This is a genomic window from Coprobacter fastidiosus (assembly GCF_982245605.1).
In genome coordinates, this window is the sequence record NZ_CEVCIF010000011.1 from 1 (window position 1) to 17,833 (window position 17,833).

Below are 17,833 nucleotides of genomic sequence, written 5' to 3' on the forward strand. Positions count from 1 at the left end.
TTAGACATAACAAAACCCCGAAAGTTTTTTGTCCAACTTTTGGGGTTCATGTCATATTGTATACCGGTCGGACTCTTTCTATATTTATTACAATTCTATTGTTTCGTTGTACGTATCTCCGAATCGATTGATGACTTCTATTTTAATTTTTTTTGCTGTAGAAGAAGGTTTTGCCCGGAAAAGATGGTCCGTTCTATAAACTTTTACTCTGCCAGAATCGATAAAGTCCTGATCGATATCCGAGAATTGTTCCATTGATCCTTTCAAAATACCGTCTTCATACCAATTTATTTTATAGGTATTATCCCAATCCCAAACGTTTGCGACGATATATTCTGCTTGAGAGGAAAATTCTCCGGGTTTATATATTTTGAATTGATAGTTCAAGTCGTGACCAGTCGGCTTAAAGTGCCAGCGAATATTATCTCCATCTACATCGACGATCATATATCCGTTCGGAGTACCGCAACGACTGCTATTCCCTTGCCAGTGGAATCCGCATACCGCTCCTACATTGTGTTCGTAAATATTATTTGCCAAGATCTCATTTTTATGAAAGTGGGTGTGTCCCGAGAAAATATGTACGTTGAACTTTTGGAGTATAGATAAAACGCTTTTTGCATTGGATTGACTGTCTTTGAGCATATTAAATAGAGGAACATGCACATTTAAAAATACTGTACTTCCGGGTTTTACATAGCTCAAATCTTTTTTTAGCCATTCCAGTTGTTCTTTTAAGAAACGAGTATTGTATTTTTTATTTCCCAAGTAATCGATATCTTTCATACAAATGATATGAATATCTCCTATATTCAGAGAATAGTCTGTCGGTCCGAAAAAAGATTCGTATTCATGCTCTGCATATTTCTTCTTGTTTCCTGTATGGCTGAATGCCGCAAATTTTTGATCGAAATCATGGTTGCCTATAACATGCATCATAGGGATATTCCATGAAGCGATAGCACTGGTGTATAATGGGTATAGGTGTAGAGCATCACTGACAATGTCTCCTTCAACAAACCCATAAACATCTCCTTGTTTGGTATTTAAGAATTTTTTTACATCGGGGACAGTTTCTGTAAAGAAACGGACAAAGTGAAAATCGTTCTTAGGCTGAGGATCTGAAAAAACGAGATAGGTAAACTTTTTTTCGATCCGTTCTCTTTTCTTTAATGTAAAATTATACGAGTCTGAACTTTTTTCTTTTTTTATCGGTTTATAAAATTCTATAAGGTTCAGTTCGTTAACCGGAATATAATAGTCGGCCGGAACTGAAATGCTGATATGGCGGCATTTTTCTATATCGGTAGGCAATGAGTACGTTCCATTTTGGTCGGTAACTGTAAAATTTATGCCATTATTGACTACTACACCGGGTATAGGACGGTTTTGTGTATCTACGACTTTCCCGTTTATAGGTGTTTGGGCTTGGGAGGCTTGGTTCACAGTCCAAAAACCGAATATCCCGAGCCAAAGCAATACTAATTTTAATTTTTTCATTTTCTGATTGATTTGTTTTGCGATGAAATAACCAATATTTTATTATGCTTTAACAAGTTCTATTTGTTTAAAGATGTTTATTAAGAGAGACGTTTCCTTTGTAGAGGACAGTTCTTCTTCTAATGCTTTTGTGTCGGGCTCGTATATGATCGTGTTGGCACAATCCAGTATATAACATAATAGTTTTGAGGCTTTTTCTTTTGTCATTTTCCCCTTTTTTACTGATTTTATTACATACTTGTTTATTTTCGTTACAGCGTGATAAACTGCCGGTTTGGCAAATTCTACGGTCGTATTGGAAAAACCGATGTTTTGGTCATATACACGAGTATAGTTTGTCTGGAAAGCACTCCATTTAGAAGCACAAGGTTCTCCCAGATAATGGGGAATATTGAATGTGCTTTTATTTTCACTCTCATATATCAGAAAAGTATATTTCTTTTTGGAAGTTTCTTTTTTCTCAGAATCTATATTTTCTACATTTCTTTTTGAAATGACCTCATTTGCTGTTTTGTCGAGACAAAAGCAAGGAAGGGTTAGCCCCCAGAGACAAATTATAATTATTGTTTTCATAATCTATTGGATAAAGTTTCTATTGTTGCCAAATAAGTTTTATCGTAAAATTATCACCACCCATATTTTCTTTGGCTTTCTGATAATTTTTTAAATTGGTCCGTTGTAAAATTGCCGGATATTTGAGACGGTGTGCTATTTCTTGATTTTCGGGGATTCCGTCACCTTTGGGAATATGGGGAAGTCCGGTACGATTATATTCAAACCACTGTTGATAGTCACAGAAATAGAGGGCAAAGTATTTTTGAGTCATAATTCTTTCTAATGTTCCATTATATGCAGTTTCCGGGTTATCGAAATAATTTTCTTGCATTACTCCTCCCCATTGCTCGATAGATGCTTTTACTCCATTTTCATAAGCCATCCGGGGATCTTCACTGATAATCCCTTTTTGGGCTAATTCAGCTTTGATAAAGGATAATTCTGCATACGACATCAAGACTAGTTTCATAGGGGCGGTAGCTAACGTTTTGGGAGGAGCTGAGGCTTTCCCGCTTGGCTGTACAGCAAAACCTGCCGGCCATCCGATATAATCATCTCCTTGTTTTGTCGCGAATACCGGAAGTCTCGGATCGTTCCAAGTCTTTAACGTATTAATAACAAATTCGGAACATGCCCGATAACCGGATATATTATTAGGTCTGTCCAAAGGCCCTTCTTGAGGATATACTCCGGATATATTGACCCATGCCGCATCATCGTTCGATTCGAAAATAGGGTAGGCATCAGGGTCGTTTATTATTTTTTGTATCTCGGTTTCTGCATCGAATTCCGGAGCATTCAGCAGTTTTAATAAAATCCGCAACCGCAATGAATTTCCGAATTTTTTCCATTTCAAGATACCTGTCCCGTCAGTAGTCATATAAAGTAAATCTCCCGATGTATTGTATCTTAGATTGTCGGATGTGTCGAATAATGAATTGGCTTCTTCCAATTCTTGTAAAATATGTTTATATATATCCGTTTGTTTATCGAAAGCGGGATAATAAATCTGTTCATCGCCACGGCAGGCTTCGATATACGGGACATCGCCAAAAGTCGAAACCAGAATATCGAACATATAGCATTGCAACACTTTCGATACCGCTTGATAGTTCGGCTCATTTAATGTTACAGCCTCTTTTCCCATGGCTTTAGCATTTGCCAGCCATTGATAGTAGGTACTCCACGTATTATCTCCTTCACTGTCGGAGACATACCACCATCCCAGACCGTTCGTTCCCCGATAGTCGATGACATTTCCCATCAATTCATAAGTATAGTCGTTGAACCGTTTCCAACCGAAAATAGATATATTGTATAGTATCGGGTCTAAGAAAGAGCCCGGATTGGCTTCATTGAGTCGGGTAGGGTCTGCATTCAATTCGTCAAACGGCGTGCATCCCGATAGCAGACAGCCGACAATAGTCCCTCCTAATAAAATGTTTTTAATGCTTTTTTTCATATAGATATTTTTTGATCAATTAAAAACTCACATTTAAATTCACGCCGAAAGAACGAGTCGAAGGTAATGAGCCGGCTTCGATTCCGACAACGATATTACCTCCATCCAATGCCGCTGTTTCAGGATCAAAAACCGGATAATCCGTAAAGCAGAAGAGGTTTCTTCCGTATAAAGCAATAGAAGCTTGGCTTAAAGGAGTCTTGCGGAGTAATTTTTTATCGAATTCGTATTCTATACGTATTTCCCGTATTTTTAAGAACGACGCATCGAATAAACTTGCTTCTACGTTTTGATCATAATATTCTTTGTAGTAAACTTGAGCTGTGACGAGTTTTGTGTTCGGGCTATAAGAGCCATCTGCGTTTTCTACGACTCCCGGGGCAACAACATATAATCCTCCTATCGGGGATAATCCTGCATCAGCTATGCGGGGATCGTCTCCTGCAATATAAAGGGGAGTTCCCGGTAACCGGCCGTTTAGTGTAGCCTTAATTTTTCCTTGAATACCCAATCTCATATTGGTTGCGGAGAATATTTTTCCGCCGTATTGTCCGTCAATGAGTATGCCTAATGTGAAGTTTTTATATTTAAACTCATTGTACCACCCGGCTTTCCATGCAGGATAAGCACTCCCGGCATATTCTATTTCATCGGTCAATACCGGTAATCCCGATTCGTCTATGATCATTTGTCCGTCTTCTGTCCGTTTAAATTTGTATCCCCAAATATCTCCGACCGTGCCGCCGACTCTACCTATGATAGAAGCAGGACCGATTTTACTGATCAACTGGTTTTCATCGGCAGTTTCCGATAGAGACAGTATCTTATTTTTGTTTTTTGACCAGTTGAATCGGGTTGTCCATCTGAAATCATTTGTTATTACCGGCATGGCGTTTAATTCTATTTCATACCCCATATTCTGCACTTCCCCTGAATTGATGGTTGCTTTGGAATATCCGGTTGTGGGATCCATCGGAGCATCCAGAATTTGATTTTTTGTTCTATTGAGATAATATGAGAAATCTATACCTAAACGGTTATTGAAAGTCCTGAAATCCATTCCTACTTCGTAGTTGGTTGAAATTTCAGGTTTGAAGTCAGCGTTAAATAGTGTCGATGGCAATTTTACAGAACCTGCGAAATTGGTCGTTTCGTAATATTGCGAAGTTTTATATGGGTCGGTATCGTTCCCGACTTGGGCCCATGATGCCCGTAGTTTGAGCAGATTGATTTTATCCGGCATCATTATCCATTCATTCAACAGTGTGCTTACCGAGACAGAAGGATAAAAGAACGAATTATTTTTTTTCGGTAAAGTAGAAGACCAGTCATTGCGTCCGGTTATATCCAAAAATAATTTATTTTTATATGCTAAGTTTGCAGTAAAGTAAATGCTGTTCACACGTTTGTTAAGAATTTTCTGATCCCATTCGATAGAAGATATCGCATTTGCCAGTTTATAAACTCCGGGAGTAATCAATCCATTGGCTGCATTAGACAGCATATTTACTTTATACACCATCATATTTCCACCCGCAGCAGCATTTAATGTGAGTCCGTTGGAAAAGCTGTTGTGGTATGTCAGTAAAACATCGCTGTTCAACTCGTAGTTGAAAATATTTTGTGTTTTGAAATAACCTTTGGCAAATCCGACGGTACTTACCGGACGGTGTTGTTCCCGTATATCGTTTTCCATTTGAAAAGCCGAGCGAATCATAAAATCAAAATGATTGTTGAGTTTTAAATTGGCTGAAAGCATCGATATGTTGGAGTGTTTTTCTGTCGGGTTTACACATTCGTACAATGTTAGGAAAGGGTTACCTATATTTTTACTGAACGGTTGTGATTGGGTGACGTTCTCTTCTCCTTTTATCCACATGGTACGGTACCAGTCTAAATCGATACTCGGATTTTGGAATATCAGGAAATAGGCAATAGAATTGCTGCTATATCCTACCGAAGGAAGATTGTCGCTTTTACGCCAAGTATAAGTGGTGCGATAGTTAAGACTTAATAATCTGGAAACCTGTTGCTGTCCGGATAATGTAGCTGTGACCCGTTGAAAACCGGTATTCGGCAATATCCAGTTATTTTTCATATGTGTCAGGGATGCCCTTACCGATCCCCGATCGTTGTTCCCTGATATGGAAAGCGAATTGGTCGTTGTATAGCCTAACCGGAACAAGTCTTTGCGGTTGTTTTTATAGGCTCTCCATGGTGTAGGCTCATCGGCCCGGTCTTGTTTGTCTTTATCATATTGATAGAATAACTGTCCTTCGAACCGAGGTCCGAAAGCACTGCTTGTTCCTCCGTTTCCGGTGTATGTGCCATCGGGAGCATCACCGTAGGAATAATAGTGTTGTCCGGCATATATACTGCCTTCCGGTCCTATATTGGTAGCTTGCCCTTGTCCGAATTCATATTGATAATCCGGCCACATCAAGACATTCTCGATGCTTGTATTCGAAGAGAATGAAACTCCCAACTTTTTGTCTTGTTCGCTACCGTTTTTAGTTGTGATCATAATGACACCGTTTGCAGCTCGAGAGCCGTATAACGCAGTCGCGCTGGCTCCTTTCAGCACTTGTATGCTGGCTATGTCTTCAGGATTCAGATCTGAAAAACCGTTTCCGAAGTCGATTGACGCTTCCGATGTGGCAGCAAGGGCGTTTCCTGAATTGAGCATAGGAGCACTCATCGGGACTCCGTCTACAACAATCAGGGCATTGTTTCCGCCTTGATTCAGAGAAACGTCTCCACGTAAAGAAATTCTTGTGGAGCCTAATGGACCGGACGGGGCATTAATGCTCAGTCCGGCAACTTTCCCTACTAACCCTTGTGACCAGTTGGCTGAGATGGCTTTGGTAATATCATCTCCTTCCAGTTTTGTGGTTGAATACCCTAATCCACGTTCGTTTCTTTTAATGCCTAAAGCTGTTACAACGACATCGTTCAAAGAGACATTCTTCTCTTTCAATCGGATCGTCCCATTCTGTTTCATTTTTTCGTATGGAATGTTTTTTGTTTCATAACCTAAAAAATTGAATACAATCATGTCTGTATTCTTAGGTGTTCCTTTGCATGTTAGAGAAAAATTCCCGTCAATATCCGTTATCGTTCCCTGATTTGTTCCTTTTACCGAAACGTTGACTCCTGTAAGCGGTAAATCGTTTTTATCGATAACTTTTCCTTTAATGACTGTCTGTGCATGGACTGTCAGTGCCATTAAATTCAATAAAAGAATGAAAGCTTTTTTTGTCATAATGGTGTATTTTTTTGATACGTCAAAAGTATCTGACGGATATTTTTATAGTATGACTTTTCTGTGAAAAAAATATTGCTTTTAGATTACAAAAGAAAGTTTTGGAAAGTGTAATATCTTATATGATAGATATATAAGGGAAATATCGGACCGGATTTTTGGAAGGACTATTGAAGGATCAAAAGGTATTTATGGGAGAACGGTAAAAAAATCGCATTCTCTTATAGGGGTTATTACAGATTCCTGTGTCATACAATTGAATGTACCGGAAAAACATACCGATAGTTTGCGGTACTTATAAACTTGAAATAATTGTTTGCCGGAACCGGCCATTCCGGCAATAAATAAAAGAAGATAACAGATTATAAATCTAATCAGCATGAAGTACAGAGAAATAGAAAAATCAATTAGTAAGTTGTGGCGACTTGCATTCTTTATTTTCATTTTATCATTTGGTGTTCATTCGCAGATTTATGCTGCCGAACAAGACGGAAAGATTACACTTTCGTTTTCGGATATTCCTCTTCGGGAAGCTCTTTCACGTATAGAAAAGGTAAGTGATTATACATTTTTTTATGATGAAAAGAATGTAAATGTAAATCAAAAGGTCAGGCTGGATGTAAAGGATGTAAATATGCAAAGTCTCATGACAGCCCTTTTGAAGGATACGAATCTGGATTTTGAAATATCGAATCGTCAGATAGTCCTTCTTTCTAAAAGAAGCTCAGGATCGAAGACGGCAAAACGTCATATATCCGGAGTCGTAAAGGATGAGAAAGGGGAAACTGTTATCGGTGCCAGCGTGGTAGTAGAAGGTACTACCACCGGTACTGCAACAGATATAGACGGGAGATATGCTTTAGACGTTCCTGTAGGTGCAAAACTGAAAATTACGTATGTGGGCTATCGTCCGTTTAGTGTAGAAATTAAAGATCAGACTACCGTCGATGTAACTTTAGAAGAAGATAATAAAGTGCTTTCGGAGGTTGTCGTGACGGCCTTGGGTATCAAAAGAGAGAAAAAAATGTTGGGTTATGCTGTGCAAGAATTGAAAAGTGAAGATCTGAATAAAACCGGAGATCCATCCGTAACGAGTGCGTTGCAGGGAAAAGTTGCAGGATTGCAGATGAATACTTCTAGTACAGGACTTAATGGATCTACGAAGATCACTATTCGTGGTAATTCTTCTTTGTCGGATAATAATCAGCCTTTATGGGTTGTGGATGGAGTGCCTTTTAGTGATATGAATAATTCTACTGCATCGGAATACGGAGGCTTTGACAGAGGTGGAGCTTCGGTTGATATCAATCCGGACGATATAGAATCTATCTCAGTCTTGAAAGGTCCTAATGCCGCTGCACTTTACGGCTCCCGGGCAGGTAACGGAGTTATTTTGATCACGACTAAGAGAGGAACGAAAAGCGATGGTTGGGGTGTCTCTTATTCTGGCAGTTGCACTTGGACTCAAGTTGCTGAGACACTTGATATGCAAGATGTTTATGGCCAGGGAGAAGGTGGAGTTGCCGATGCTTCTAAGTCGGGGAGTTGGGGATCTTTATTGGATGGTCATGAATTTATTGCATGGAATGGCGAGATCCGTAATTATAAGAAATATGGAGATCCTTTAAAGGACTATTTCAGAACAGGGTTTTCTCAAAATCATAATGTTTCATTCGGTACGGTTACTGAGAAGAGTAATTACCGCGCTTCATTCGGATATGTGAAGAGTTCTGGGGTTTTTCACCAAGAACAGTTGCAGAAATATAATGCTGACTTAAAAGCCGGGACAGATTTTAATAAATATTTGAGTATGGACTCAAAGATCTCCTTGTCGAGGACGAAAGCAGATAATCGCCCTTATTTTGGTAAATATGGCGAGATTGCCCAATTGTTGATGATCCCTAATAACGTAAGCCTTGATGATTTGAAACATTATCGTACTGAAACCAGTGAACATGTTAATTGGTTTGGTCCGAGTAATACCGATCTTAATCCTTACTATATCAATAATCAACGAGACAATTATGATGATCGTTGGCGGGCTTTCGGATATTATAATCTGAAGTTGAATTTCACTTCGTGGTTACATTTCTCGGGGAAATATATGTTCGATTATTATCGTACTCAGTTGTTCGATTCAGACCGTACCGATTATACAAAAGAGGTATTGGCTGATGAAATGAATCTTCGTGAAAATAATTTTTTTGAACAAAATGTAGAACTTATGCTTACTGGAAGCAATAAAGTCGGAGATCGGGTGCAGTTGGGATATTCATTAGGTGCGAATTTTATGGATATGCGTTCTGAAGGATTATTGGGTACAGCCCGTAATATGCGGAAAAAAGACGATTGGGTATTGAATTCGGCACTTGGTTTTAATGCTTCGGAACAAGCGTTTGAACGTAAGCGGGTAAATTCTCTTTTTGCGACGTTTCAGTTTGCATGGGATGATTATTTGTCGGTTGATTTAACTGCCCGAAACGACTGGTCATCGACACTGCCTTCCGATAATCGGTCTTATTTTTACCCATCGGTAAATGTGAGCTATGTTATATCCGATTTTGTCCGAAAAATGGATGCTTCACTGCCTTCATGGTTAAATTTTGCAAAATTGCGTCTTTCTTTTGCTCAAGTGGGTAAGGATACAGACCCTTATCAATTGTACAACCGCTTTGTATATCATCAGACACCGAACGGTCCGGAAGCAGCAGCCGTAGATGTTTTGGAAAATGCAAATCTGAAACCGGAGATTGCTACATCGTATGAAGCCGGACTGGATATGCGTTTCTTTGACAATCGTTTAGGATTTGATTTTACATATTATTATAGCGATACAAAGAACCAGGTGATGAAAGTTCCCATGAGTGGAGCCTATGCATGGAAACGTATTAATGCCGGAAATATAGTAAATAAAGGTCTCGAGTTGATGATTTATTCGACTCCGGTAAAGACAAAGGACTTTGTTTTCGATCTGGGTGTTAACTTGGCACATAATCGTTCTACCGTGAAAGAACTTGCCGATGGCGTATCTCGTATGGATTTTGATAATTCCGAAAAGTTGTTGGTCAATGTAGGAGCGTTTTCTGGCGGGAAGTTGGGCGATATTTTCCCGAGGAAAAGTTATGCGCGAGACATTGAGGGTCGTATTATCGTAGGTGAGGACGGATTACCTTTGGTAAATTCGGAAAAAAATCCTAAGGCTATTGGAAATATCCAGCCAGATTTGTTGATGTCGGTATCACCCTCTTTTACATATAAAAATTTCACTTTGTCGGCTTTGTTTGATATGAAGTTTGGCGGGGATATCGTTTCTGTGACAGAGGCAATGGCAACATTTTATGGTACGGCAAAACGTACGGCAAAACGTACGGATATAATCGTTGATGGTGTGACTGTTTCTGGAGAAAAAAATACAAAACCGGTATCAGCCGAAGATTATTATAAGCTTATCGGTTCTACGGATGGTTTTGCTGAAGAGTTTATTTATGATGCTTCTTATATAAAATTGAAAGAATTGGCGTTGTCTTATAGTTTCCCGAAAACGTTATTGAAGAAAACACCTTTTACAAATCTCAGACTTTCATTGGTCGCCAGAAATTTGTGCTATTTGCTGAAACATACACCGGGAACTAGCCCTGAGGGAGGTTACGATACTAATATGTATTCGTCAGCGATAGACTATTTGGCTGTACCTTATACCCGTACGTTTGGTTTCTCTGTAAATGTTTCATTTTAAATTAAGGACTAAATTATGCTACATAATATGAAATTCTTTTTATGTGTTGTTGTACAGGCTTTTATCATGAGCATATTTACTGCTTGTACAGATAGTTTTGATGAGATAAATACTGATCCTCTAAATCCGGAATATGTGGTTAGCGGTCCGGAAGATCTGGATGAAGGTCTCGCTGATATTGATCTGAATGCTACCGTAAGTGAGCAGGAGTTAGAATATCTGAAAACGATTATAGGAAATGCACCTGCGACATTTAAGAAATTTTTATATCAGGGGATGTATAACGATTATCAACGTACGACTAATCTATCTCATGATGTGTATGGGGGGTATTTTGCTTGTAATAATACTGCTTTCCTCAGTTCTTCTCCTGGATATGTTTATACTGAAGATTATAGCGGTCGGCGTTGGGACCATTTCTATAAGGAAAGGGTAAAGGAGTATGCGCAGCTGATACGGCCGTTTTATTATGTTGATAGGGAGAAGTATAAGAATGCTTATTATATCTCCCGCATCTATATGGCATTTTTAACAGTACAGATGGTTGATACGTACGGTCCTATTCCTTTCTCTGAATATGTACGTGGTTGGGAGGCTCCTGAGAAGGTGCATTATGATGATGCCGAGAAAGTTTATGATATGTGTTTCCGTATATTGGCCCAGGCGGTAGAGAATATGCGCCCTGAAGAATGCGAATTTAAGTTTACTAAGACAGAAGATTTTGTATATGGTGGTGACGAACGGGCATGGATGCGCTTTGCCAACACGCTCCGTCTGCGTATGGCAATGAGGATATCTGTTGCAAATCCCGAATGGGCCAAAAGGGAAGCTTTGGCCGCACTTTCTGCTCCTGAAGGTGTGATGAAAGGTCAAGAGGATAATATGGTGACTATCCCCGACTATGCTCCGGTTGCACTTGGCGGTATCGATTCCGGAGGAGACGAGAATATATTTGCTTTGTGTTCTACCAATTACCGAGATTGTGTTATGTCTAAGGATATTGAGTTGGCATATAAAGGTCTGGCTGATTTTGAAGATCCGCGTATGGAGATATTATGGTATCGTCCTACACCGTATGCCTCTCTTGAGAATAATATCGAGGATACGAGTAAAGATTTTAACGGATGTGTGATAGGTAGTCGGGATATTATTCATAAAGAGAGTTCGAAGCATTCTGTATTGCGCTGCAACCAAACTGCTCCGAAAGTTTTGGAAGATATGAATTGGTTTGGTTTTTCTCGTGAGTCTGTATGGTTGGGGTATGCCGAATGTCAGTTTTTGTTGGCGGAAGCAGTTCTTCGCGGATGGGTCGAAGGAGATGTCTTGGAGTATTTTAAATCCGGAATTAAAGCTTCGATGGATTATTATAAAATTCTGCCTCAGAAAACGAATGTATATATAATGATGCTGCATTGTTTGCAAGATGAAGATAACCCGTTTGAAAAGAATGATAGAGAAGGCATGTTGGAACAAATTATTACTCAAAAATGGTTGGCTGTTTTCCCGAACGGGAATGAAGCGTGGGCGGAATTCCGTCGTACCGATTATCCTCGGCTGATGGATTTTCAGACAAAAAGCGGAAATTATTCTTCTGATGTTCCTCAAGGGAAGTTTATTAAGCGCATACGGTATTCGAATAGTGAGTTTGAGCATAATTTCGATAATATACCGGTAAAATATCGGGATAGTCAGGCTCAACGTATTTTCTGGGACGTTTCTGATACGAATAATGATCAGGGAGAGCGTGTAAAGCCGAATAATTTCAGATAATCAAAACCTGTAAAATAAATTATATCATGAACATTAAAAAGTTATTTATTACGCTTTTTGTTATTTTGGGCGTAGGCAGTGCAGTTGCGCAACAGCCATATAGTCCATGTTGGCATCCGGACAATATTAAGAACTGGAAGCCTTCGGATGACCAAGATGCGAAATTTAATAGGAGTAGAGTTCCTCTTCAACCACGTTTTTGGGATAATACGGTGAAAGCGAACTCTTCTCAATTTGCAGATTCCCGTGTGGCGGCTTGTTTGACAATGAATCCTGAATGCAGTCTTACTCCTTCTCAGGATGCGGACAATATTCTCGGATATAATCCTACTTATTGGCAATATATGGATTTGCTGATTTGGTGGGGTGGATCTGCAGGAGAAGGCATTATTATACCTCCTTCGGCTCCGGTAGTGGATGTAGCGCACATGAATGGAGTAAAAGTTCTGGGTCAGTTGTTTTTTCCACCTAGGGCTTTTTCTGGAGATCCGGCATGGTTGCGTCAGATGTTGACTAAAGAAGGCGGAGAATACCCATATGCCCGTAAGTTGTATGAGATAGCCGATTATTATGGCTTTGACGGTTGGTTTATCAATGAAGAACTTCATGGCGCTTTGCCGGGAGACTGGATGGGATTTATCGAGACCTTTAATAAGTGCAAGAAAGCGGGAGGAAAGGAATATATGGAGATACAATGGTATAATAACGATATTGTTGTAGGAGATTATATGGATATGGTGAAAATGGACGGGGTATCTTATTTTTTGGATTATGGAAGCAATACCGTGTCGAATATTCAGTCTCAAATGCAGGCGGTAAAGAATGCAGGTATGGCAGATATCGCATTTTCTAAACTGTATTTCGGAATCGAATCTGCAATAAACGGTTTTACCGGAAATGCGGATAAATTTTCAAATCTATTTACTTCTACCGGACATCGAGGATCGCCCAATATCTTTAACCCGGAGGAGGGAATTTGGAAAAAAGTCGTGGATGAGTTTCGAAAAAATCCCGTGAACGGCAGTGCTGAACAATATAAGAAAATGCAGGAGGTATTTCAAAACGAGTCTCGCTTTTGGACAAATGCGAAAGGGGATCCTTCCGATAATTCGGCTTGGGGATCTTCTACATGGCCAGGCTTGGCGAATACGATATTGGAGCGTTCGGTTATTCAGACCAAACCCTTTGTAACGACATTTGGTGCAGGTTTAGGGAAAAAACGTTTTGTAAACGGAGAAGAGAAGGGAAATCATGACTGGTATCATCGTGGAATGCAGACAATTATGCCTACTTGGCGCTGGTGGTTTGATAATAAAACTCTTTCGGCTGATATCTATCTTGATGATGCTTATAATATGGGGACATCGGTCAAGGTATCGGGGGCGTTGAGTGCTGATGCTGACCATATCATGCGTCTTTATAAGACTCGTTTGGCAATTGCTTCGGGAGATAAGATTCAATTGGTATATAAAGGTTCGGGAGCGGTTATAGATGCCAAGTTGGGTATTTCTGAGAATGCTAATGAATTTGCTACCGTTACATTAAATACTGTCTCGACGAATAACGGATGGACAGTAGCTGAGGGAGATTTGTCTTCTTTGGAGGGGAAAACGGTTTCTATTATTGCATTGAATTTCCGTTCTTCTTCGAATCTGTCTTCTTATGAAGTTTTGTTGGGTCAATTGGCTGTTTATCCGCAAGGGTATTATCCGGAATTGGCTCGTGTTGAAAATCTTAAGATTGAGAATAAGTTGGCTGCCAATAGCGGAGATATACGTGTAGTATGGGATGCTCCGAAATCTGAAGATATTGATCACTATAATATCTATCTGCAAAGAAACGGTGTGAAATCATTGGTGGGACAAACTCGTGATGAAGGATTCTATATTCCTAAATTCAACCGTAGTAGCGATTCGGAGACAGGAGTTACGGTATCTGTGACGGCAGTAGTTAAAGATATGCGTGAAGGAGCGGAAGTCTCGGCATCGGTGAATTATCGTGATCTTGCTGCTCCCGAAGTTGTTCTCTCGGCTTCACAAACGTTGATTCCTGTAAACGGAACGGTAACTTTGTATGCAAAAACGGAAGATAATCCGACTGGATATGAGTGGATTCTTCCCTCTTCGGCTCGTAAAACCGGAAATGGCGGACAGATTTCTGTTCAATTTACTCAGGCAGGAGTATTCGATATAGGAGTGAAAGTGACGAACAAAGCCGGGACTACTGAAATAACCGAAAAAGCGTTTGTTGAAGTCGCAAATAATGCCGATGATCTCAAAGTGGTGAGCGTTGATAAGCAGATTCACTCGGTAAGTGGACAATTGGCGGGAGAAGAGGCATATCATTTGATTGATGGTGTAACTAAAAATTTCTCGGATGTGCATCAGAAATGGTGCATCGGTGGTAAGAAAGAACATTGGGTGGTTGTCGATTTGCAAGAATCTTATAAGTTATATAAGTTCCGTATTATAGACTGTAAACAGGGAGAACCGGAGTTTGATAATATCTCCATGTATAAAATATATGTCAGCAATGATGCTGTAGATTGGACATTGATTGCCGATGAACGAAGTAATCCGGCTACGGAAAAAACAATTTGGGTAAAACCAACGATAGCCCGTTATGTTAAGTTTGTCCCTTATTCTACAGAACCGGTTACTATTCGTATATGGGAATTTGAAGCCTATGGTGTTGCAACGAAGTTGACTTTGGATAAGTCTGAGAATTTGTTATTGGGGCTGGGTGAATCTGCGGAGAAAGAATTCTCTTATGGATTCGGTGGTACGGAAAAAGAGGAAAACTTTAACATTGAAGTAAAAACAGATCGTCCTGATTTATTGGAGATTAAAAACATAAGACATGATGAGGTAAAGAATAAAATTTCTTTCGACATGCTCTCTCTTGAGATAGGAACGGCAGAAGTGGAAGTTTCTATCAAGAACGGTGATTGGGTGAAATCTTCTGTTTTTGAAGTTAAGATCGAAGACCTTAGCTTGATAAATATTGCAAGAGGAGCTCTACCGTCAATCGTAATGAAAGACGCCATGAGTGCAATACTTAACGAACCAAACTTGAAACCGGAAAATGCATTGACTGATGGTAATCGCTCGACTTTTTGGGCCGGGTGGAAGACTTTCTCGGTAAAAATCGATTTGGGGAAAATTTACGATGCAAGGGTTATTAAGTTTATGTTTGAGCCGGCGGATTATAATGTTGTAGGTAATCGTTGTTATTTCCCGAGTGAAGTGAAAGTATATACTGCTCAAACCGATGAAGAGAGTGCTTATGCTTCAGTTGCATGGTTTGAAAATAAGAATCTTCAGGAGATAAATGAAGTCGTGCTTCCCGTTGATGGTCGTCAGGTCCGTTATGTGCGTTTGGAGGTAACAGGATATGATGAGAGAAGAGTATTCTTGCAGGAGATAGAGGTCCTTGCTAAAACAGATAAAGAAAATCCTTTGCTTATTGGCAATGTGAACGGTGTGAAAATCGAGGTGGGGAAATCTGTGAAAAAGAAGATACCGGTAGATCTTGGCGACATGTCGGTAGAAGATAATCTTGAGGTCGTTTCTCGGTTAAAAAGTGTATCGGGAAGTGATGTTGCAATAGTTAATGCCAGTTATGATGAAGATGCTCGAAAGATATTGCTGGATATTGAGGGTAAAACACCTGGTAATGCTGATTTGGTAGTTGCATTGAAGAATGGAGATTGGCAGGTTTGTACCAATCTTTCGGTTGTCGTATTTTCTGGAGGCAATTTAGCTTTAGGTAAGTCAATTACGGAATCGCATGTAAGTGCGACTGGTACTCCGCTTTCCGGAGGCGGAAAGGCAGATGTTAAGACACTTGTCGATGGTATTAAACCGATTAAGGGTGATGGAAGTGCCGATTTTAATAATCTTTGGTGTGGACCGTCGTGGCAGAATAATACAAAATCTACGGTGGTGATTGATTTGGAGAGTGAAGCCTCGATATCTGATATAAAAGTATTTGGCGCCGTGTTTTGGAGTACAGTGTCTGTTCCTGGGGAAGTTAAGATTTTTATAGGTTCTGAAGATTCTGAATCGTCTTATCAAGAAGTTTATACATGGAAGCGCTCGTCAGAATATGAAACACCTAACAAGTATCGTCACATGGAGTTTGACTATCACTTGCCTTCTCCGATGACGGGACGTTATGTTAAGTTGCAGTTGACACAAAATAATGAGTATGGTATGGCTGTTGCATTGAGAGAGATCGAAGTGTACGGAGAATCATCGTCCGATGGAGAGACTCCTTCTAATACTTTATCTGTTTCACCGATCGAAGCCGTGACATTGAATGGTGGAGAATCAAAGACTTTGGAAACTTCCTATAGTTTGGGTGGCGCTTCTCAAAAAGAGAATTTTGACATTTCTGTATCTGCTCAAGATGGAAATATAGTAAAGGTTTCCAAAGTAATGTATGATGAGGTACAACAAAAAATAACTTTTGAACTGAGAGGCCTGAAGAAAGGAACTACCGGAGTTCGTATCGTTTTTGAAAACGGGAAATGGAGTACGTCATCTGATGTGAATGTTTCGGTTCTTTCCGATGATCCGCTTCTCGGAATTGAAAATGTGAAAACTGTTGCTTGCAAAGTTTATCCTAATCCGGTGAGAAAAGGAGGAGTTTTGGTTATTGAGGCAGAACAAATACGTATGGTAAAAATTCTGACTTTGCAAGGAAGTTTGTTGCGAGAAGTAGCGGTAGAAAGTGACCGGTGCGAATTGAATATGGGATACCTGTCTTCTGGTGTATATTTGCTGATTATTGATACGGAAAACGACATGAAAGTACAGAAAGTGACTGTCAAGTAATGTCGGTTGCAAATTGAATATCTAATATTGTAGTTATGGGGCAAGAGTATAAACCTCGTGCCCCTATCTTTTTAATGCTAATTTTATCTTATTAATGCTTATGAAAACATTTAAAATTTGGCTTGTATTTGTATTGTTTTTCTTTGGTGGATATGGGGTGTCTGCTATGGCACAGGATGATATGGTATTTCAGTATAAAGGGAATTTCTCGTCTATGGAAAAAGACGGATGGGTTTGTAATAACAGGGCTGTTATCGGGACGGATCGTTTGACTTTAGAGCAGAAAGCGACCGGTGCCGGATTAGATGCCGGATCAATAACATCTCCGGTTTTCGGTCCGCATACGGGACTTTCGTTAGAAATTTTCGGAAAATCAAGTGGGGATTGGAATACGACATTGAATGTGAGAATTATTAGCGCTGTGGATCAGCGTGTATTGAAAGAACTTAATATACAGGATGTCGATAAGTATGGTACGAGTCAAGTCATGGAAATTGGAGATCTCGTGGAGCGATTTACAGTTGTTATTACTGCAGGACAGTATGCCCAAGCTCCTTTGGTTGTGACATCTTTGCAAATGAATGGGGTTTCCCAGTCTCCTGAAGTGTCATTCTCTCCTGAAACTTTGGACTTTGGATATGTTAAGGAGGGAGAATCTTCTGTATTGACGTTTGAGGTTGAGACCTGAAAACTGAAAAATGACTTGACCT

8 protein-coding genes are annotated in these 17,833 nt (G+C 39.8%); 4 read left to right on the forward strand and 4 right to left on the reverse strand.

All coding sequences use genetic code 11. From position 1 onward, the window contains the following. Nucleotides 1-87: 87 nt before the first annotated feature. The 4 genes from AC0UMU_RS04345 to AC0UMU_RS04360 are packed head-to-tail and all read right to left on the reverse strand — an operon-like array spanning nucleotide 88 to nucleotide 6,779. A complete protein-coding gene (locus tag AC0UMU_RS04345; RefSeq protein ID WP_288640106.1) occupies nucleotides 88-1,500 on the reverse strand; it encodes a calcineurin-like phosphoesterase C-terminal domain-containing protein in 1,413 nt (470 codons plus the stop codon). A gap of 42 nt (nucleotides 1,501-1,542) precedes the next feature. Next, nucleotides 1,543-2,073, reverse strand: a complete 531-nt coding sequence (locus AC0UMU_RS04350; protein ID WP_288640104.1) for a hypothetical protein — start codon at nucleotides 2,071-2,073, stop codon at nucleotides 1,543-1,545. Between the two features lie 19 nt (nucleotides 2,074-2,092). Next, entirely contained in the window at nucleotides 2,093-3,517 is a 1,425-nt protein-coding gene (locus AC0UMU_RS04355; RefSeq protein WP_288640103.1) for a SusD/RagB family nutrient-binding outer membrane lipoprotein, read from the reverse strand. A 19-nt stretch (nucleotides 3,518-3,536) separates the two neighbouring features. Then, a complete protein-coding gene (locus AC0UMU_RS04360) occupies nucleotides 3,537-6,779 on the reverse strand; it encodes a SusC/RagA family TonB-linked outer membrane protein (RefSeq protein WP_472301067.1) in 3,243 nt (1,080 codons plus the stop codon). 379 nt (nucleotides 6,780-7,158) lie between these two features. Between AC0UMU_RS04360 and AC0UMU_RS04365 the strand changes: the two genes are divergently transcribed. From AC0UMU_RS04365 to AC0UMU_RS04380, 4 genes are all read left to right on the forward strand, one after another. Further along, a complete protein-coding gene (locus AC0UMU_RS04365) occupies nucleotides 7,159-10,515 on the forward strand; it encodes a SusC/RagA family TonB-linked outer membrane protein (protein WP_122337364.1) in 3,357 nt (1,118 codons plus the stop codon). Between the two features lie 15 nt (nucleotides 10,516-10,530). After that, complete coding sequence (locus AC0UMU_RS04370; RefSeq protein WP_473979878.1) at nucleotides 10,531-12,285, forward strand: SusD/RagB family nutrient-binding outer membrane lipoprotein; 1,755 nt, start codon at nucleotides 10,531-10,533, stop codon at nucleotides 12,283-12,285. A 26-nt stretch (nucleotides 12,286-12,311) separates the two neighbouring features. Further along, nucleotides 12,312-17,123, forward strand: a complete 4,812-nt coding sequence (locus AC0UMU_RS04375; RefSeq protein ID WP_473979879.1) for an endo-beta-N-acetylglucosaminidase — start codon at nucleotides 12,312-12,314, stop codon at nucleotides 17,121-17,123. Between the two features lie 100 nt (nucleotides 17,124-17,223). Further along, nucleotides 17,224-17,811: a hypothetical protein gene (locus AC0UMU_RS04380; RefSeq protein WP_147590018.1), complete on the forward strand. Its 588-nt coding sequence runs from the start codon at nucleotides 17,224-17,226 to the stop codon at nucleotides 17,809-17,811. Nucleotides 17,812-17,833: the final 22 nt, after the last annotated feature.